Consider the following 18,391-nt stretch of genomic DNA (forward strand, 5'->3'; position numbering starts at 1 on the left):
AACCCTGCCAGATCAGACCGACAGAACTCCTCCGGATTTCCACCGGTGGACTGCCGCCGCCCGGTCAGCTGACGGACAGGAGCTGCCGGCGCTTGGCCAGCCAGGAGACCGCGAAGGCGTAGAACGCGAGGCACGGGATGTCGACGACGAGCAGCGTCCACGGCGCGCCGCCCTGGTCGGCCCAGCCGTCGAGCTGACCCATTGCCGCCGGCAACAAGAAGGCGGCGAGGTTGTTGAGCGCGTGCAGCGTGATGGCCGCTTCCAGGCCGCCGGTGCGAATCGTCAGCCAGCCGATCACCATCGCGAACAGGAAGATGTCGGCCATCGCCCAGCCGGTGTACCCGTGCGCCGAGACGAACAGCCCGCTGCTGACCACCAACGCCGGCCACGGCGTCCGCAGTACGAGCTTGAGCCGGCGGACGAATCCGGTCCCGTTCGTGTCGTCCGGGCCGTAGGCGCCGACCGCCTGAATCAGCCAGCCGCGGAAGATGAACTCCTCGGCCGCGGACTGGAACGGCACCAGCAGCAGGATGACCAGGGCCGGTCCGACGAAGGCGCTGAAGCCGACCCAGGAGCCGGAGTCTGTGGCGTCCTCGGTGGGCGGGAAGACCGCGTCGACGAGGATCCCGAGGGCGTACGACAGCACGATGTAGCCGAGCGCGGGCAGGCAGCACAGGAGCAGCCAGCGCCAGCGGATCCGGTTGAGCACCGATGCGACGCTCCAGGCCGGGCGCCGCTGGATCAGCCAGGCGGCGAACGGGACCACCGGGATGAGGACGCCGAGCATGGTGAGAGTGATGGCGAGGTTCTCGGTGTCGCCGGAGAAGAGTTCGTCGCCCGCCGGTTCGGAGAAGTCGCCGGTGATCAGCGCGTGCGCGATCTCCCAGCACACCACGACGGCAGCCGTCACCAGGAACGCGGCGGCGGCCAGGAACGCAGTACCGACCAGCGGCCGCCACCACCGGTGCTTCGCCGTCCGAGCCAGCCGATGGAACGCCGTCCCCGGCGGAGCCGCCACGATCGCCGGCTCCCGCATCCCGAACGGCACCCCATACCCCGGCTGCCCATACGGCACCCCGTACTGCGGGGGCGCCCCATACTGCTGCCCGTACTGCGGCTGCCCCGGCGGCCCGTACTGCGCCGGTGGCTGACCGTACTGCCCGTACTGCGCCGGCGGCTGGCCGTATTGCCCGTACTGCGCCGGCGGCTGACCGTACTGCCCGTACTGGGCCGGCGGCTGGCCGTATTGCCCGTACTGGGCCGGCGGCTGGCCGTATTGCCCGTACTGCGCCGGCGGTTGCCCAGGCGTCCCGTACTGCGCCGGTGGTTGGCCGGGCGGGCCGTATGGCTGCTGGCTCTGCCCGTACTGCGTTTGTGGCGGCGGCTGCTCGGGCGACCAGAACCCGGGCTGCCCACCCTGCTGATACGCGCCCGGCTGCGCCGGCGGATAGGCGCCTGGCTGGGCCGGCGGGTATGGCTGGGGTGGGCCGTAGCTCCTGGGCTGAGCCGGTGGAGGAGAACCGGGTTGGGCTGGCGGATAGCTGCCCGGCTGCGCCGGCGGGTATGCCTGGGGGCGCTGAGGCGTCCCGGCTGTGCCGGGGTGTGGACGGTTGGGCTGGTCCTGGGGGCTGGGTTGGGGGTGGTTGGGGAAGGCGTGGCCGCCTGGGGGTTGCCAGGGGGCGGGGGGTGACTGCTGCGGGATGGGCTGGCGCTCGGTGGTGCGGGGAACCGCGTCCTCGGCTTCCGGCTGGTGCTCGGTGGTGCCGGACTCCGGGTCCTCGGCTTCCGGTTGGTGCTCGAGGGACGAGGAGTCTGGGGCTTGGGTCGACTCGGCTTGGGCGGGGGTGGGCGCAGGCTCAGGTGAGTCCGGGTGGGGTGGGGGGCCTGAGTGCGGGTCCATGTCGTGACTCTATGAGATCGAGGCAAGAGTGGGGGCACGATTGTGCCTCGGGAGCGGGAATCGCTGGCATGCTTCCGCCATGTCTGTTATGCCGTCAGCCATCGCTCAGGGCCGGGTCCGACGGGCGAAACGCGGGTCGGACGGATTCGGCTGCGTCGCGGCGAGATTTCTGCGGGGCCGTGTCGATCCGCGGGCCGCTCGTTCGACGTTTGGGTGCGAGGGCCGAGAGGCGGCCCCGCCGGATGAGGAGAACGCGATGCCGAAGTACATGCTGATCATGCGGGGCACCGATGAGTCGAACGCCGCCATGATGGCCTCGATCGAGGAAGGGATTGCCAGGACCCGCCTCTTCATCGAGGAGATGATGAAGGCCGGCGTTCTCCTCGGGGCCGAAGGGCTGGACGATCCGGGCCAGGGCGCCGTGGTCGACTTCAGCGGCGAGGCCCCGGTGGTCACGGACGGGCCGTACGGAGAGACCAAGGAACTGTTCGGGGGCTTCTTCCTGCTCGATGTCGCCTCGAAACAGGAGGCGGTCGAGTGGGCCAAGCGGGTCCCGGCGGCCCCAGGGTCCAAGATCGAGATCCGGCGGGTGCCCGAGGAGGACGAGGTCCCGCAGGACAGCACCGTCCAGCACTGATGGGTACGGCCAACGTCGAGGCCGTCTGGCGGATCGAGTCGGCGCGGATCGTCGCCGCGCTGACCCGGTTCACCGGTGATTTCGGGCTGGCCGAGGACGCGGCCCAGGAGGCCGTGGCTGAGGCGCTGGTGTCGTGGCCGCTCGCCTCTCCGGCCAATCCGGCCGGCTGGCTGATGGCCACGGCCCGGCGGCGGGCGATCGACGCGATCCGCCGCCGGACCGCCCTGCAGGACCGATACGCCCTGCTGGCGACCGACCCGGCGGTCGACGAGGAAATCGACCCCGACAGGATCGACGACGACATCCTGGCGCTGATGTTCGTCAGCTGCCACCCGGTGCTCTCCCCCGAGGCCCGGGTGGCGCTGACCCTGCGCGTGGTCGGCGGCCTGTCCAGCGAGGAGATCGCCCGCGCGTTCCTCGTACCCGTGCCGACCGTGCAGGCCCGCATCACCCGGGCCAAGAAGACGATCGCGGCGGCCGGGGTGCCGTTCGAGCTGCCGGCGGCCGGCGAGCGCAGGGGGCGGCTGGGCGGCGTGCTCAGCGTCCTCTACGTGATCTTCACCGAAGGGTCGACGGCCACGTCGGGCGATCGGCTACTGCGCCCCGACGTCGCGTACGAGGCGATCCGGCTGACCCGCACGCTGGCCGCGCTGCAGCCGGACGAGCCGGAGGTGCACGGCCTGCTCGCGCTGTGCGAGTTGACGGCCGCGCGCTTCCCGGCCCGGATCGGCCCGGACGGTTCGCCGATCCTGCTCGAGGACCAGGACCGGCGGCGGTGGGACTTCTCGGCGATCCGCCGTGGGCTGGCCGCGCTGGCCAAGGCATCGACTGGCGGCCTCGGCCCCTACGGCCTGCAGGCCGCGATCGCCGCCGCCCACGCGTCGGCGCCCTCGGTCGAGGCGACCGACTGGGACCTGATCGTGGTGCTCTACGAGGCGCTCGGCCGGGTCGCGCCCTCGCCGGTGGTCGAGCTCAACCGGGCCGTCGCCGTGGCCATGGCCTCGGGGCCGGCGCAAGCCCTGGCCATCGTGGACGAGCTGATCGCCTTGGACCGGCTCCCCGGTTCGCATCTGGTGCCGACCATACGCGGGGAGTTGCTGGCCCGCCTCGGCCGGCGACCGGAGGCGCGCGCCGAGCTGGAGCTGGCGGCTCGGCTGTGCGCCAACCAGCGCGAACGCTCAGTGCTGCTGCGCAAGGCGGCCGCACTGGGCTGACTTTCTCCAGCTCGGCCGGCCGGGATTCGAGTTGCTGATCGCGTTCCTCGACCGGCTGATGAGACCCGCCTGACGGTCGAAGCAGGCAATTGCTGCATGCTGTCGCTGACGACACCTCCGGCCCACCTGTGACCTTGTGAACGACCGCGAAGGAGATCTCGATGGTGACCGATCCGACTCCCGGACCGACTGCTTCGACGCGTGCGCTGCCGCAGTCGGTCCTCATGCCGCTGACCGGCGCCGCGATCTTCCTGGTGGTCCGGATCGAACCGGGCGGCGAGGAGGCCACCCGAGCGTTGCTGGAGCGCGTCACCGGGTTGACTCGCTCGGTCGGCTTCCGCATCCCGGCCGGCACCCTGTCGTGCGTCACGAGCATCGGCTCCGACGCCTATGGCCGCCTCTTCAGCGGCCCCCGGCCGGCGAAGTTGCACCCGTTCATCGAGCTGGAAGGCGCCAAGCACCGCGCGGTCTCGACACCGGGCGACCTGCTGTTCCACATCCGAGCCGGTCAGCTCGACATGTGCTTCCAGCTGGGCCAGCAGATCATGAGCGAGCTCGGCAGCGCGGCCACGGTGATCGACGAGGTCCACGGCTTCAAGTACTTCGAGATGCGCGACCTGCTCGGCTTCGTCGACGGGACCGAGAACCCGACCGGCGAGGAGGCGAACGAGGCGGTCCTGATCGGCGCCGAGGACCCGGACTTCGCCGGCGGCAGCTACGTGATCGTGCAGAAGTACCTGCACGACATGGCCGCCTGGAATGCGCTGAGCGTCGAGCAGCAGGAGCTGGTGATCGGCCGGACCAAGCTCGACGACATCGAGCTGCAGGACGACGTGAAGCCGTCCAACTCGCACATCGCGCTGAACGTGATCGAGGACGAGGACGGCAACGAGCTGCAGATCCTGCGCGACAACATGCCGTTCGGCACCATCGGCACGGAGGAGTCCGGCACCTACTACATCGCGTACGCCAAGGATCCGGCCGTCACCGAGCTGATGCTGCGGCGGATGTTCCTCGGCGAGCCCGAGGGCAACTACGACCGCATCCTCGACTTCTCCACCGCGACCACCGGCACCCTCTTCTTCGTCCCCACCGCCGACTTCCTCGACGACCTGCCACCTGCCCCCTGACTCCCCTGGCGCCACCAGACGCCAGGGAACGCGACCACTCGGCCGGATCGGTTACTCGCCGAAGAGCAGCGGGTCGGAGTAGCTGTGCCAGGTGAAGTTCACCTGGTCGGCGAACGTGCCGGGAACCTTGCCGAGGCTCTGGATGATCGTGGAGGCACCGGTGGCGTGGCCGACGGCGTACAGGTAGCCGGAGTCGGTGTCCTTGTCGATGCCGAGCAGCAGCGTGCCGGAGTTGCCGCAGCGAGCGGTCAGCATCGTCTCGAAGCCTTGCCAGGTGGAGGTCCGCACCTTCTTCACGATCGGCTTCATCGGTGAGGTGGTGGGGATCCGGACGGTGTAAAGCCCCCCGCCGCGAAGGTTCACCAGGAAGGCGTCGTAGGTCGCGGTCTGGCTGAACAGAGCCATCGACTTGACCGCGCCGAAGCCTGCCGCCGAGCCGCTCGGGTGCCGCACCTTCTTCCCGTTCGTGGAGGTGACGTTCCAGCGGAACAGGGTCCCGTCCGAGCGGAGACCGTAGTCGGTCACCCGGAGCTGCCGCCCTGCCACCGTGTACTCCGAGTGCTCGACAGCTGAGAACGGCGCCCAGCCGCCGCCGATCACGGTCTGATACTTGTACGGCGTCCCGCCGCCGCGCGGCACCAGGTAGCCGCTGTCATACAGCACGTTCCCCAGCGCGACGACCGCCTCGTGACTGACGCTGCCGCCCTCCTCTGCCGGCGCGTACTCCCACCTGCTGGTGAGCCGCGGCTGGCCGGCCGAGTGAATGCCTCGGGCAACGAACCGGTTCTCGGTCCGGGTGATCGGCTTGGTGGCGAGGAAGCTCTGGATCCGGTGGTCACCCGCCGCCGTCACCGATCCCGCCGAGATCCCACAGGCCTTCGCCGCACTGCTCGCCGCGGTCGTGGTGTCCCTGGTGTTCGTCGTGGTCGCGCCGTTCGCCCCGGCCGGGATCATCCCGGCGGCCAGCAGACCGGCGGCCACGATCCCCACTGCCCTCGACGCCGACCGTCGTCCGGCGACCACCCTGCCGCCGTACCCCTGCATTCTTCCCATTGCAAAGCACCCCCAGTGAATGTGAACAATTCAAGGGCTTTGACGCCGTCCGGCGGAGCAAAGTTGTGGCAGTAGGTGGACTACTCGCCGCGCAGTTTGCTGGCCTGCGGGGTGTCGAGGTACCAGCGGAAGTAGGCCGGATCATCCAGGGAGACAGGGAGATCGCCGAGGGACTGGATGCTGGTGGCGGAACCGTCGGCGTGGGCGAGCGCGTAGAGGTGGCCGGTGTGGGTGTCCTGGTCGATGCCGAGCAGGATCGTTCCGTGCTCGCCGCAGCGCTCGGCGATCAGGGTGTCGAAATTCTCCCAGCTCGAACCCCGCAGCGGGCGGACTACCGGCGTCGCGGTCGGGTCCACCGGGATACGGATCGTGTAGAGCGCGCCGTTGAAGGTGTTGGCGAGGAACGTGTCGTAGCTGCGGGTCTGGCTGATCAAGGTGAACGTCTTGACCGAGGTGAAGCCGCGGTACAGCCTCTGGTCGCGCCACGTGTTGCCGTCGATGGTCCAGCGCAGGACCACCCCGTCGTCGCGGAGGGCGTACTGGTTCATCCGGAGATGCCTGTATTTCGGACCCTCGTAGTACCGGGAGGTCTGGAAGGCGGTGATGTCCTCCCAACCGGCGCTGACCTCCTGGAGCTTGACGGTGTCCGCCAGGGTCGCGCGGCCGGTGGAGTCGGTGATGTAGCCGCTCAGGTACATCGACGGCCCGAGGATCAGCCAGCCACCCCGCAGCTCACCCGTCGGAGTAGCGGGCGCATGTGCCATCGGCCCGACCAGCCGCGGCACCCCACCGGCGTAAATCTCGGCCGGCCCGACCGCGTCCCCGAGCATGGTCGGCGGCGACGTGGCGAGAATCCCCTGACCGCGATGCTCTCCGACAGCCGTCACCGACCCGAGTTGCATGCTGCAGAACGCGGCGGTGCCGGCAGCCTCGGCCGTTCCCGGAAGCGGTCCGGCCGCGAGGCCGCCTACCAGCGCGAGGGTGACAAGGGCGCCTCGCCTGCGCCGATCGGAGCGGGTCATTCGCCATTCAGCTGGTCAGGTTCCCAGCCCCAGCGGAAGTAGGTCGGGTCCGCGAAGGTGCCGGGGAGCTTCCCGCGGCTCTGGATCACGGTGGCGGTTCCGTTGGCGTGACCGAAGGCGTACAGGTAGGCCGACCGGGTGTCCTTGTCGATGCCGACCAGGAGGGTCCCCTGTGTCCCGCATTTCTCGGCGATCAGACTCTCGAAGCCCTGCCAGGTCCCGCTGCGGACGACCTTCACCACCGGCTTCATCGGCGAACTGGTCGGGATCCGGACCGTGTAGAGCGCGCCGCCGCGCAGGTTCATCAGGAAGGTGTCGTACGTCCGGGTCTTGCTGATCAGTGCCATCGACTTGACCGAAGAGAAGCCGGCGTACGAGCCGGAGCTGTGCCAGACACCCTTGGTGTCGACGGTCCAGCGGAACAGCCTGCCGTCGTTGCGCAGGCCGTAGGCGTTGTGCCGGTAGAAGCTGGTGGGCGGCGCCCAGTACTGCGCGTCCTCGAACGCGACGAAGGTGCCCCAGCCACCCCCGAGTCGCTCGAGCCGGGGCGCTCCTTCGAGCTGGAAGTCGGTTCCGGTGTCGTAGCTGCTGCGGTACATGGAGTCGCCGATGACGACCCAGCCGTGGACATGGGTGTTGGCGATGTCCGGCTCGTAGACGAGGGTGCTGCTGAGTCGAGGCGGTGCGGCGTACACGTCGGCGGTGACCCACCACGGCTCGACCGTCGGCGGCACCGTCGCGGTGGCTTGCCGCCGCGCCTGGTCGCCGCCTGCCGTGACGGATCCCAGGCTGAGGCCGCAGGCAGCTGCGGCTGTGGTCGACCCCTCCGCGACCAACGATGCCGCAGCTGCCGAGCCTGGCGCCAGGCCCGCAGCCAGCAGGACCAGTCCTGCAACAGCGGAGCCACCTCGAATGCCCTTCCCAGCCGGCATTTCTCGCCCCCGAGTTTTGGCTTGTGCGCGCCTGGCGGCGCGCACAAGAGGTGTGCTTCTACTGAGCTTGATGCGTCCTTCGCGACGGAAGTTGCGTTATTCGCCGAAGAGCATTGGCGCGTCGCCGGGCCTGATCGCCCGCCTGAAGTACACGGGATCCTCGAAGGTCGTCGGGACCTTGCCGAGGCTCTTGATGACCGTGGCGGTGCCGTTGGCGTGGCCTACGGCGTACAGGTAGCCCGACTTGGAGTCCTTGTCGATGCCGAGCAGCATGGTGCCGTTGACGCCGCACTTCTCGATCACGAGCGACTCGAACCCCTGCCAGCTGGAGCTGCGGACGAGCTTCACGACCGGCTTCAGCGGCGAGGTCCGCGGGATCCGGATCGTGTACAGGGCTCCACCCTTGGTGGTCGCCAGGAAGGTGTCGTAGGTGGCCGTCTGACTGATCAGGGCCATCGCCTTCACGGCGCTGAAGCCTGGAGCGGACTGCTTATTGGTCCAGGTTGCGCCGCCGGTCGTGGCGTACTTCGTCACCCAGCGTGAGAGCACGCCGTCGGCGCGGAGCGCGTACTGACTCGTCACGCCCTTCACGCTGTCGAGGAAGGGCGGGTAGTACCTGCTTGTCTCGAAGGCACTGATACCGCCCCAGCCACCACCGACCGGTGTGGTGTGGGGGCCCGGCGTGGGCTCACCGTTCTGCTCGACCCGGTAACCGCTGTTGTACATCGTCGAGCCCATCACCACCCAGCCGCTGACAGCCTCGCGGAACGGCTCGACATCCGGGTCACTCGCCGTGGATCCGCTGAGCCGTACCTGGCCGTCCGGGTAGATGCCGCTGTACAGCGACTGACTTTGCACGGTGATCGGTGCCGTCGCTGCCACTGTTCTGAACCTGTGGTCGCCGCCTGGCGTCACAGAGCCCACCGTCAGCCGGCAGGCCGCGGTGGCAGCGGCCGGCTGGGTCGTCGCAGCGTCCGCGGCTCCGGGGACGATTCCCGCTGCCAACAGAGCAGCCGCCATCGCTACTCCCGCACTTCGTTGCCGACCGGACATGCCGAGCCTCTCGCTGGTTGAGCAGATACCACGTTTGATGCGGTCCGCGGGCGGAAAGTTATGCGATCGGGCGGATGACCCGGGCTGCCGGGAAATGTCGGTGGGTTGGGTGAGACTGGGGTCATGTTGCTCGCTGATGTGGTCGCCACGTCGACCTCGTTGAGTCAGACCCGGTCGCGCCGCGCCAAGGCCGACCTGATCGCGACGCTGCTGACCACCGCGACCGAGCCGGTGGAGACGGAGATCGTCGTGACATACCTGTCCGGCGAGCTGCGCCAGCGCCGTACGGGCGTGGGCTGGCGCACGCTGGCGGAGGCGCCCGAGCCGGCGGAGACTCCCTCGCTGACGATCGAGGAGGTCGATCAGGCATTCGCCGAACTGTCCGAGATCGCCGGAGCTGGATCGCAGGCCAAGCGGCGGGCGGGGGTCGACGCGCTGTTCGGCCGGGCCACCAAGGAGGAGCAGAAGTTCCTCCGTTTCCTGGTGAGCGGTGAGCTGAGGCAGGGCGCGCTCGACGGCGTGATGGCCGACGCGGTCGCCAAGGCCACCGGCATCCCGCTGGAGAAGATCCGCGCCGCCACCATGCTCCGCGGCGCGGCGGCCCCGGTCGCGGTCGCCGTACTGACCGAGGGCGAGGCCGGGCTCGACCAGTTCGGCCTGGAGGTCGGTCGGGGTGTGCAGCCGATGCTCGCGCAGTCGGCGACCAGCATCGCCGAGGCGATGGCGAAGACCGGGACGCCGGCCGCGATCGAGTGGAAGCTCGACGGGATCCGGATCCAGGCGCACCGCGACGGCGACCGCGTGGTCGTCTACACCCGCACGCTCGACGACATCACCAGCCGGGTGCCGGAGGTGGTCACCGCCGTGCTGGAACTGAAAGCGGACAAGGTCGTCCTCGACGGCGAGCTGATCGCGCTCCGCGACGACGGCCGCCCGGAGGCGTTCCAGGTCACCGGCTCCCGTACTGCGACCCGCGCCGCGACCGGTCCCGAGACGGTGCCGCTGACCCCATACTTCTTCGACATCCTGCACCTCGACGGGCACGACCTGCTCGGCCTCGACAGCACCGAGCGGCACGAGTGGCTGAGCACCCTCGTGCCCGAGGAGCGGCGGATCCCGCGGTTCGTGACCGAGGACGCCGAGGCCGGCGAGGCCTTCTTCACCGACGCGGTCAAACGCGGCCACGAAGGCGTGATGGTGAAGTCCCTGACCGTGCCGTACGAGGCCGGCCGCCGGGGTTCCGGCTGGGTCAAGGTGAAGCAGACACACACCCTCGACCTGGTGGTGCTCGCCGCGGAATGGGGCCACGGGCGCCGTACCGGGTGGCTCTCGAACCTGCATCTGGGCGCCCGGGACGAGGAGACCGGCGAGTTCGTGATGCTCGGGAAGACGTTCAAGGGGCTGACCGACGAGCTGCTGCGCTGGCAGACCGAGAGGTTCCAGCAGCTCGAGGTGCGCCGGGACGACTACACGGTCTACCTGCGCCCGGAGATCGTGGTCGAGATCGCCTTCGACGGGGTGCAGACCTCGACCAGGTATCCCGGCGGCATGGCGCTGCGGTTTGCCCGGGTGCTGCGGTATCGGGAGGACAAGACGGCCCAGCAGGTCGATACCGTGCAGAGTGTTCGAGCCATCCACCAACCCAGCGAAGGACCTGCCGATGACTGACCGCGATACCGAGCCCACTTCTCCGGCGGTCGACCCGCAAACGGTCGATCCCGACGTGGCCTCCCGGCGGTTCGCCCACGAGTCGCTGGAGAAGGAAGACCCGACCGGATGGTTCGAGCGGCTCTACTCGGCCGCCGAGGACGGCCAGGCCGTCGTCCCGTGGGACCGCGGCGGGGCGCATCCCCTGCTGTCGGACTGGGTGCAGACGGCCGAGCCGGACGGCACCGGCAAGCAGGCCCTCGTGGTCGGCGCGGGCACCGGGTGGGACGCGGAACTGGTGGCCGACCTGGGCTACGAGACGATCGCCTTCGACATCTCTCCCACCGCGATCGAGACGGCCAAACGCGCCCACCCGAACACGAAGGCCACCTACCAGACCGCGGACCTGCTGAACCCGCCGGCCGACTGGCATCGCGCCTTCGACCTGGTCGTCGAGATCTACACGGTGCAGGCCCTGCCGATCGCGCTGCAGGCCGAAGCCACGAAGCGGGTCGGCGAGTTCGTCCGGGTCGGCGGCTCCCTGCTGGTGATCGCGGCCGCCCGCGCCGACGACGAACCGGACGCGGCCGTCGAGGGGCCGCCGTGGCCGCTCACCCGAGCCGGCATCGACGCCTTCGCCATCGGCGACCTGCGCCTGATCCAGCTGGACCGGTCCCCCAGCCCGAACGACCCGACCATCTACCGCTGGAGGGCCGAATACCTCCGCGACTGAGCCGCGAGCCACTCGTCTGACGGCTGATCGGTGCCTGGGGCTGCCTCGAAATCCGGTTAGAACATATGTTCGATAATGCGTTATCATTGGAGGTATGGCGGGGCGGACTGAGGCTGGGCCCACGGCTTTGCGGATCATGCTGGGAGCTCACCTGCGGCGACTGCGGGAGCAGGCCGGGGTGACCCGGTCCAACGCGGGCTGGGCGATCCGGGCCTCGGAGTCGAAGATCAGCCGGCTGGAGCTCGGCCGGGTCGGCTTCAAGCAGCGTGACGTCGAGGACCTGCTCAGCCTGTACGACGTGCGCGACCAGCGCGAGCGGGATCGCCTCCTGAAGCTGGCCATGGAGGCGAACAGCCGTGGCTGGTGGCATCGCTACGGCGACGTCACCCCGGACTGGTTCGACGCGTACCTCGGGTTGGAGGCGGCCGCGGAGCTGATCCGCACCTACGAGATCCAGTTCGTGCCCGGCCTGCTCCAGACCCCGCAGTACACCCGGGCCGTGGCGCGGCTGACGCCGGGCGGCGACCGGTCGGAGGCCGAGATCGAGCAGTTCGCCGCGTTGCGTGAGACGCGTCAGGCGGTGCTGGAGCGGGATCCGCCGCTGAAGCTCTGGGCGGTCATCGAGGAGTCGGTGCTCTGGCGGCCCATCGGCGGCGAGCAGGTGCTTCGGGACCAGCTCAGCGCGTTGATCGACGCGGTCCACCGCCCCAACGTCACGCTCCAGATCATCCCGCTCGGAAGCGCCGGACATCCGGCGACCGGCGGCGCATTCAGCATCCTGCGGTTCCCCCAGGCCGACCTGCCGGACGTGGTCTACCTCGAGCACCTGACCAGCGCGCTGTATCTCGACAAGCGCGACGATCTCGACGCCTACACCCAGGTCCTCGACCTGATCGCCGCGAGCGGTCCCCCGCCGCAGCAGGCCGAGGAGCAACTCGCCGCCATCCTCGCCCAGCTCGACTAGTGCAGGGCACTAGATTGCCTTTGTCGAGGGTGTCCTGATCCGCCTCTGCCGTTCGTCGGTCGGGTGTGAGGAGGAACTGTGAAGTACCTACTGCTGATCTGTGGTGACGAATCCGCGGCGGTCCACGCCAGCGACGGCTGTGAAGGCTGGTCGGAGGAGATGACGAGCCGGGGCGTGGTGGAGGGCGGCGCCGGGCTGGCGCCGCCGAGTGATGCGACCACCGTCCGCGTTCGTGACCACCAGGTGCTGCTGACCGACGGCCCGTTCGCCGAGACCAAGGAACAGGTCGGCGGCTTCTGCCTGATCGACTGCGAGGACCTGGACGAAGCGATCGAGATCGCCTCGAAGCATCCGGCGACCCGCTACGGCACGATCGAGATCCGTCCGCTGCTGGCCGGCCCGCCGCCTGACCTGTCGTGATCGAGGAGGCCGTCGCAGCGGCTTTCCGGGACGAGTGGGGTCAGGTCGTCGCCACCCTGATCCGGGTGACCGGTGACTGGGACCTGGCCGAGGAGTGCGCCCAGGACGCGTTCGCGACCGCGCTGGAGCGGTGGCCGCGGGACGGGATTCCCGACCGTCCGGGCGCCTGGCTGACCACCACCGCTCGCAACCGCGCCATCGACCGGCTGCGCCGCGAGGCGGTGGGTGCTGCCAAGCTCAAGGAGGTTGCCGCGATGACGTATGAACCGGCGCCGGCCGACGACAGCGGCGTACCGGACGACGACGCCGTACCGGATGATGCGGTTCCGGATGATCGGCTGCGGTTGATGTTCACGTGTTGCCATCCGGCCTTGTCGCCGGAGGCTCGGGTGGCGCTCACCCTTCGCACGCTCGCGGGGCTCAGTACGGCAGAGATCGCCAGCGCGTTTCTCGTCAGCGAGCAGACGATGGCAAGACGCCTCGGACGCGCCAAGCAGAAGATCCGGAACGCCGCCATCCCGTACCGCGTACCGCCCGCGCATCTCCTCCCCGAGCGAACTCCCGCGGTGCTCGCCGTGCTCTACCTGCTCTTCAACGAGGGGTACTCCGCGAGCGCCGGAGCAGACCTCGTACGCCGGAGCCTCAGCGCCGAGGCGATCAGGCTGGCCCGGGTGCTCGCGACCCTCATGCCGGACGAGCCCGAGGCGTTCGGACTGCTCGCGCTGATGTTGCTCCACGAGGCCCGGAGCGACGGTCGGCTCACCACCTCCGGCGAACTGGTGCCGCTCGAGGAGCAGGACCGCAGTCGCTGGGACCGCGTCAGGATCGCGGAAGCCGAGGCGCTGCTCGAAGCAGCCCTGCGCCGACAGGAGCCTGGGCCGTACCAGATCCAGGCGGCGATCGCGGCCTGTCACGCGGTCGCCGAGCCGGCCGGCGACACCGATTGGGCGCAGATCGCCGGGTTGTACGACCAGCTCTACCGGATCGCGCCGACCCCGGTGGTTGCGCTCAACAGGGCCGTGGCGATCGGGATGGCCGAAGGTCCCGAGGCGGGACTGCTGCTCGTCGAGGACCTCGCCGCCTCGGGCGCGCTCGCCGACTACCACTTCCTGGCCGCGACGCGGGCAGATCTCCTTCGCCGGGCTGGCCGGCACAGCGAGGCGGTGACCGCCTACCGGGAAGCCCTCGCCCAGGCCGGCACTGACGGGGAGCGTTCGTTCCTCCAACGACGGATCCGAGAAATCTCCGCCTGACCTGTCCGTCCGCGTCGTCCCTGTTCGTCGGTGGGGTGACGACCTGAGAAAGGACGGGCTATGACCGAGGCCGACATCCGACGACTCATCGCCGCCGAGCGAAGCGAGATGGCGGCACTCCTGAGGGAGCTGCCTGCTGACCAGTGGGACGCACCGACGCTCTGCGAGGGCTGGCGGGTCCGCGAGGTCATCGCGCACCTGACGATGCCGTACCGCTACTCGACGCGACGCTTCCTGTTCGAGCTCGCCAAGTCCCGCGGCAGGTTCAACCCGATGTCCGACCGGCTCGCCCGCCAGGACGCGGCCGCCCTCACTGCGGACGAACTGGTTGCCACGCTTGAGGCCAACGTGAACCACCCGTGGAAGCCACCGGGCGGCGGCTACGAAGGCGCCCTGTCGCACGACGTGATCCACGGCCTGGACATCACTGTCGGCCTGGGGCTCGACCGCCAGGTGCCGGCGGAACGGCTGAGCGTCGTACTGGGCGGGCTGTCACCCAGGCACCTCAAGTACTTCGGCATGGACCTGACCGGGACCGAGTTGCGCGCCGACGACCTCGACTGGACCTACGGATCCGGACGTCCGGTGTCTGGCTCAGCTCAGGACCTTCTCCTGATGGTCTGCGGACGCACCCTCCCGGCGGGCCGCCTGCGAACATCGTGATCAGGTCACCAAGCCCGGGCATGGATGAGCTGGGTCGACACCTGACCCGTCTTGAACAGCTCACTCATCCGACGGTTCTGCTCCGCCGCCTCCTGGAACCGCGGATCGTCTCCGTGAGCCTCGCGGATCACCTGATCGACCCGCTCTGCCCGCTCGGTCCACGACGACGGCACGTCCTCCGGAGCAGTGATCTGTTCGACAATCGAGAACTGCGCCGTCGTCAGTACTGCGACCAACTCCTGCTGGCTCGGGAACGAATTGCCCTCAGGAGCCGGCGTCGGATCCGCCGTTTGCGCAACCAGCACGAGCAATCCCAAGGGACCTCCGGGGATCAGCAGGCGGTGCATCTCACGCAGCAACTCGTACTTCTCGTCGACCGTGCACAACACGCCCAACGACCAGGCAGCATCGACGCACATGTTCCGCAGCGGTATCGCGAGCCCATCGGCAAGAACCGCCGACAGGCCGAACAGACGCCCCGCCGCTCGGCACGCGCCCGGCATCGGATCCACCAGCACCGGGCGTACGCCGTACCGTCGTCTGGCCCAGGCGGCTGGTCCACCGACTCCTGCGCCGAGGTCCAGCAGCCGCGTGCCGGAGGAGAGTTGGCACGCCTCGGCCAACCAGGCCAGGGCGGTCGGGCTGGCGCTGCCACGGCAGCCGGCCGGGATGGCGTGGTCGAGTCCGAGCCGTTCGACCGCCTCCGCGGTCCACCCGGCAAGGTCGTCGAACTCGACGTCCATCGCCGAGCCGCCGGACATCAGCCGATCGCTTTGAGCAGCGCCTCGTTGAAGGCGGGCAGGTCGTCGGGATTGCGGCTGGTGGTCAGGTTGCCATCGGTGACGACCTCCTGGTCCACCCAGGTCGCCCCGGCGTTGCGCAGGTCGGCCTGCACACTCGGCCACGAGGTGACGGTCCGGCCGCGCACCACGTCGGCCTCGACCAGCGTCCATGGTGCGTGACAGATCGCCGCCACCGGCTTGCCCGAGTCGACGAACGATTTCACGAACGCGACCGCGTTCTCGTCCAGCCGCAGCTTGTCGGGATTCGCGACGCCGCCGGGCAGCACGAGCGCGGCGAAGTCGTCGACCGACGCCTCGCCGACCGCCTGGTCGACCGGGAACTTCTGGGACGCGGTCAGGTGGTCGAATGTCTGCACCTCGCCGGTCTTCGGGCTCAGCAGCACCGGCTGGTGACCGGCTTCGGAGACGGCCTTCCAGGGTTCGGTCAGCTCGACCCGCTCGATCCCCTCGTCGCTGACCAGGAAGGCGACTTTCTTGCTGTCTGCCATGGCTGATCCTCTCTGTGGTGGTGGACTGCCACCGGTACCCGGGCGACTGCCCACCCACACCTCATTCTGCGCCTGATCTCAGGCTCGTGAGGTGTGCCGGATCAGCGCCGGCACGAAGATGTCCCAGAGACCGCGCGGTACGCCGTGGCCACAGCCCTCGAGGATCAGCAGTTCGGCCCCGGGGATCGCGTCGCGCAGGGCTTCGCCGTGAGCGAGTGGGAGCAGCGGGTCGAGGTCGCCGTGAACCACCAGCGTCGGCGCGGTGATGTCGCCGAAGCCACCACCCACGGGTCCGTCGACCTTGGCCAGGAAGTGATTCGTCATGGTCGACTCGGGATTGCGCGCGCGGGCGACATCCTGCTCCACCAACCGCCGGGTCGCCTCCTCGTCGAAGTACGGCGAGCCGCCCGCCTCGCGCTCCGCGGACTGCACGACGTACTCGACCACCGAAGCATGATCCGCGAAATCAGGAGCCGGTAGGTCGAAATCGCCCGTTGGCGGCGGGAGATCGTCCGCGCCGGTGGAGGTGGAGACGAAAGTGAGCGAGGCGACCCGGTCGCGATGGTCGACACCAATGATCAGCGCGACTCCCCCGAACATCGACTGAGCGACGACGTGGGCCCGGTCGATGCCGAGCGCGTCGAGGATGCCGACCGCGTCCCGGGCGAGGTCGCCGAAGGAGTACTCCGGCCGCCCGGGCGGATAGGTCGTCGATCTACCGGTGTCGCGGTTGTCGAAGCGGATCACGAACCGGTCGCCGGCCGCGATCTGTGAGCACAGGTCCTCCTCCCACCACACCATCGAGGCGGCCGCGCCCATGATGAGCAGGATCGCCGGATCGGCCGGGTCCCCGAAGGTCTCGACTGACAACTCGGCACCGTTGACTTGGAGTTCAGGCATGCCACCGACGCTAGGCGCGCGGCCCGATCGTGAAAAGCGATTGTCTCCGATCATCATGATCGCCGCTGCCGATAACGTGAAGCAGAGAAGGTTGTCACAGCCGCCAGACCACCTACATCACCGACTGCGGAGGTACCGGCGCGATCATCGGCTGCAACTACGGCGCGGGTCAGCGGATCACGTTGGTGCCGACGGCAACGGGTCAGGTCCCGCTGCTGGCGGCGCACGAGTTCGGCCACGACTGGTACGGCCACTCCCGGTAGCGGCTGCGCGAGCTTGGGCCAGCCCGGCCAAGGTCATGCGAACGACCATCTGGGGCTGAGAGCCCATGACCGTGCGGCGTGCGCTTATACGCACACGCCGCACGTTCAGTACCGCTAGGAAGCCTGCGAACGCCGTCGAGGTGAACCCGCAGCAAGCTGAGGATCAGCCCACGGCCGCTTCGTCAGTCCGGGTAGAGACGCGACCAGGACGACGAAGTGCGACCAGCGCCCTGCCATCCACACTACGCGGCCACAGCACGGCCTGGGCGGAATGTCAGCTGACGGTGAGGACCTTCGAGGCTGTCTGGGTGCCCTCCCCCGGCACTCGCCTCGATCCGCGAATGCCATCGACCGATCCCGCCCGTGAGTGCTAGGGGTCGTTGCAACGTGCTGCAACTCTTCGGCAACAACTCGTCAAACTACTCGGGGCCTACTCGGGTACCCAGATCAGGCCGAGCCGCTTGACCGTCTGCTTGCCCGCAATGCCGTCGGCGTCCTTGCCGCGCCAGCCCTGGGCCAGCTGGAACTTCTGCACCGCCTCCTTGGTGCCCGGCAGGTAGTCGCCGGTCGGCTTGGGCGAGCGGATGCCGATGCCGTGGTTCATCAGCGCGCGCTGCAGGTTCCAGACGCTGTCGGAGTCCAGCTGCCCGAGATGCATCTTCGACTTGAACACCTTGCCGCCCTGCTTGAAGGCCTTGCCGTCCGGCTGGGCGAGGTCGTTCTTCACCATCACCTTGCCGAGCGGCAGGTCCCGGCCTTGCAGGATCGTCGTCCAGCCCAGCCAGCGCGCCTTGCTCCAGCTATCGGTGATCCGGCTCAGCGGCACGATGTCGATCCGGTCCCGCTTGACGATGTCGTTGCTGGCGATCTGCGGTACGCCGTTGCGGTACTCGACCACGATCGCCACGTGTCCCTCGGCCGACGGGCCCTGCCAGAAGCACGGCGCCCCGACCGGCGGCATCTTGTCCGCGTGCCGGCCCTTCTTCGGAATGGAGTTCCACTCCAGCTGGGCCGACCCGTCCTGGGCCGGAAGGTCCCACGCCGACCGGACGAACACGAGGCAGCGCCTCCGCCACCCCACGTCGCCCTTCTTCCCCTTCGCCCACACCACCGCGTCCGTTGCTGTTCTCATTTCGTCCCCCTGAGTTCCGGCACCCCTCCCCCTGAGCAGTGCCAGAACCAGCGTCTCCACCGGTCTTCAGCCAGCCTTAAAGCAACCGAGAGCCAGTCTTCAGGCGCCTCCCGGGGCGGGGCGGCAGGTGGAGCGAGGCCGGACATGCCTCAGGGCCCGCCCTCCGTCGATTCGCCCGGGCAGG

18 protein-coding genes are annotated in these 18,391 nt (G+C 69.1%); 9 read left to right on the forward strand and 9 right to left on the reverse strand.

Going from position 1 to position 18,391, the window contains the following annotated elements:
- Positions 1–64: 64 nt before the first annotated feature.
- Positions 65–1,900, reverse strand: a complete 1,836-nt coding sequence (locus tag EV648_RS36815) for a type II CAAX prenyl endopeptidase Rce1 family protein (protein ID WP_132300161.1) — start codon at positions 1,898–1,900, stop codon at positions 65–67.
- A 256-nt stretch (positions 1,901–2,156) separates the two neighbouring features.
- Between EV648_RS36815 and EV648_RS36820 the strand changes: the two genes are divergently transcribed.
- From EV648_RS36820 to EV648_RS36830, 3 genes are all read left to right on the forward strand, one after another.
- The gene (locus EV648_RS36820) at positions 2,157–2,537 is read left to right on the forward strand and encodes a YciI family protein (RefSeq protein WP_132300163.1); all 381 of its coding nucleotides are present in this window, start codon (positions 2,157–2,159) and stop codon (positions 2,535–2,537) included.
- A complete protein-coding gene (locus EV648_RS36825) occupies positions 2,537–3,751 on the forward strand; it encodes an RNA polymerase sigma factor (RefSeq protein ID WP_132300165.1) in 1,215 nt (404 codons plus the stop codon). The genes EV648_RS36820 and EV648_RS36825 overlap by 1 nt, the downstream gene beginning before the upstream one ends.
- A 161-nt stretch (positions 3,752–3,912) precedes the next feature.
- Positions 3,913–4,881, forward strand: a complete 969-nt coding sequence (locus EV648_RS36830) for a Dyp-type peroxidase (RefSeq protein WP_132300167.1) — start codon at positions 3,913–3,915, stop codon at positions 4,879–4,881.
- Between the two features lie 51 nt (positions 4,882–4,932).
- Here the strand turns inward: EV648_RS36830 and EV648_RS36835 are convergent, their stop codons facing one another.
- The 4 genes from EV648_RS36835 to EV648_RS36850 all read right to left on the reverse strand — a co-directional run bounded on the left by EV648_RS36835 (position 4,933) and on the right by EV648_RS36850 (position 8,908).
- Positions 4,933–5,934: a hypothetical protein gene (locus tag EV648_RS36835; RefSeq protein WP_241995971.1), complete on the reverse strand. Its 1,002-nt coding sequence runs from the start codon at positions 5,932–5,934 to the stop codon at positions 4,933–4,935.
- An 80-nt stretch (positions 5,935–6,014) separates the two neighbouring features.
- Complete coding sequence (locus EV648_RS36840) at positions 6,015–6,956, reverse strand: hypothetical protein (RefSeq protein ID WP_132300169.1); 942 nt, start codon at positions 6,954–6,956, stop codon at positions 6,015–6,017.
- A complete protein-coding gene (locus EV648_RS36845; protein WP_241995972.1) occupies positions 6,953–7,888 on the reverse strand; it encodes a hypothetical protein in 936 nt (311 codons plus the stop codon). The genes EV648_RS36840 and EV648_RS36845 overlap by 4 nt, the downstream gene beginning before the upstream one ends.
- 96 nt (positions 7,889–7,984) lie before the next feature.
- Complete coding sequence (locus tag EV648_RS36850) at positions 7,985–8,908, reverse strand: hypothetical protein (protein ID WP_241995973.1); 924 nt, start codon at positions 8,906–8,908, stop codon at positions 7,985–7,987.
- Between the two features lie 156 nt (positions 8,909–9,064).
- Here EV648_RS36850 and EV648_RS36855 point away from each other — a divergent pair, with 156 nt between their 5' ends.
- The 6 genes from EV648_RS36855 (at position 9,065) to EV648_RS36880 (ending at position 14,621) form a co-directional block, all read left to right on the forward strand.
- Entirely contained in the window at positions 9,065–10,609 is a 1,545-nt protein-coding gene (locus EV648_RS36855; RefSeq protein ID WP_132300171.1) for an ATP-dependent DNA ligase, read from the forward strand.
- On the forward strand, positions 10,602–11,321 hold the full coding sequence (locus EV648_RS36860) for a bifunctional 2-polyprenyl-6-hydroxyphenol methylase/3-demethylubiquinol 3-O-methyltransferase UbiG (RefSeq protein WP_132300173.1): 720 nt from the start codon (positions 10,602–10,604) through the stop codon (positions 11,319–11,321). The genes EV648_RS36855 and EV648_RS36860 overlap by 8 nt, the downstream gene beginning before the upstream one ends.
- Positions 11,322–11,415: 94 nt before the next feature.
- Positions 11,416–12,285, forward strand: coding sequence for a helix-turn-helix transcriptional regulator (locus EV648_RS36865; protein WP_199235033.1), 870 nt, complete (start codon positions 11,416–11,418; stop codon positions 12,283–12,285).
- A 78-nt stretch (positions 12,286–12,363) separates the two neighbouring features.
- Positions 12,364–12,705, forward strand: coding sequence for a YciI family protein (locus EV648_RS36870; protein ID WP_132300175.1), 342 nt, complete (start codon positions 12,364–12,366; stop codon positions 12,703–12,705).
- Positions 12,702–13,958, forward strand: coding sequence for an RNA polymerase sigma factor (locus EV648_RS36875; protein ID WP_132300177.1), 1,257 nt, complete (start codon positions 12,702–12,704; stop codon positions 13,956–13,958). The genes EV648_RS36870 and EV648_RS36875 overlap by 4 nt, the downstream gene beginning before the upstream one ends.
- A 60-nt stretch (positions 13,959–14,018) precedes the next feature.
- Positions 14,019–14,621: a maleylpyruvate isomerase family mycothiol-dependent enzyme gene (locus EV648_RS36880; RefSeq protein WP_132300179.1), complete on the forward strand. Its 603-nt coding sequence runs from the start codon at positions 14,019–14,021 to the stop codon at positions 14,619–14,621.
- 5 nt (positions 14,622–14,626) lie between these two features.
- On the opposite strand, the gene EV648_RS36885 is transcribed toward EV648_RS36880, so the two are convergent.
- From EV648_RS36885 to EV648_RS36900, 4 genes are all read right to left on the reverse strand, one after another.
- The gene (locus EV648_RS36885) at positions 14,627–15,382 is read right to left on the reverse strand and encodes a methyltransferase domain-containing protein (protein WP_132300181.1); all 756 of its coding nucleotides are present in this window, start codon (positions 15,380–15,382) and stop codon (positions 14,627–14,629) included.
- Positions 15,382–15,912 (reverse strand): type 1 glutamine amidotransferase domain-containing protein, encoded by a 531-nt coding sequence (locus tag EV648_RS36890; protein ID WP_132300183.1) that lies wholly within the window; start codon positions 15,910–15,912, stop codon positions 15,382–15,384. The genes EV648_RS36885 and EV648_RS36890 overlap by 1 nt, the downstream gene beginning before the upstream one ends.
- A gap of 78 nt (positions 15,913–15,990) precedes the next feature.
- Complete coding sequence (locus EV648_RS36895) at positions 15,991–16,812, reverse strand: alpha/beta fold hydrolase (protein WP_132300185.1); 822 nt, start codon at positions 16,810–16,812, stop codon at positions 15,991–15,993.
- 693 nt (positions 16,813–17,505) lie between these two features.
- Complete coding sequence (locus EV648_RS36900; RefSeq protein ID WP_132300187.1) at positions 17,506–18,207, reverse strand: peptidoglycan-binding protein; 702 nt, start codon at positions 18,205–18,207, stop codon at positions 17,506–17,508.
- Positions 18,208–18,391 lie beyond the last annotated feature (184 nt).

The sequence above is a fragment of the Kribbella sp. VKM Ac-2568 genome (assembly GCF_004345365.1).
Classification (GTDB): domain Bacteria; phylum Actinomycetota; class Actinomycetes; order Propionibacteriales; family Kribbellaceae; genus Kribbella; species Kribbella orskensis.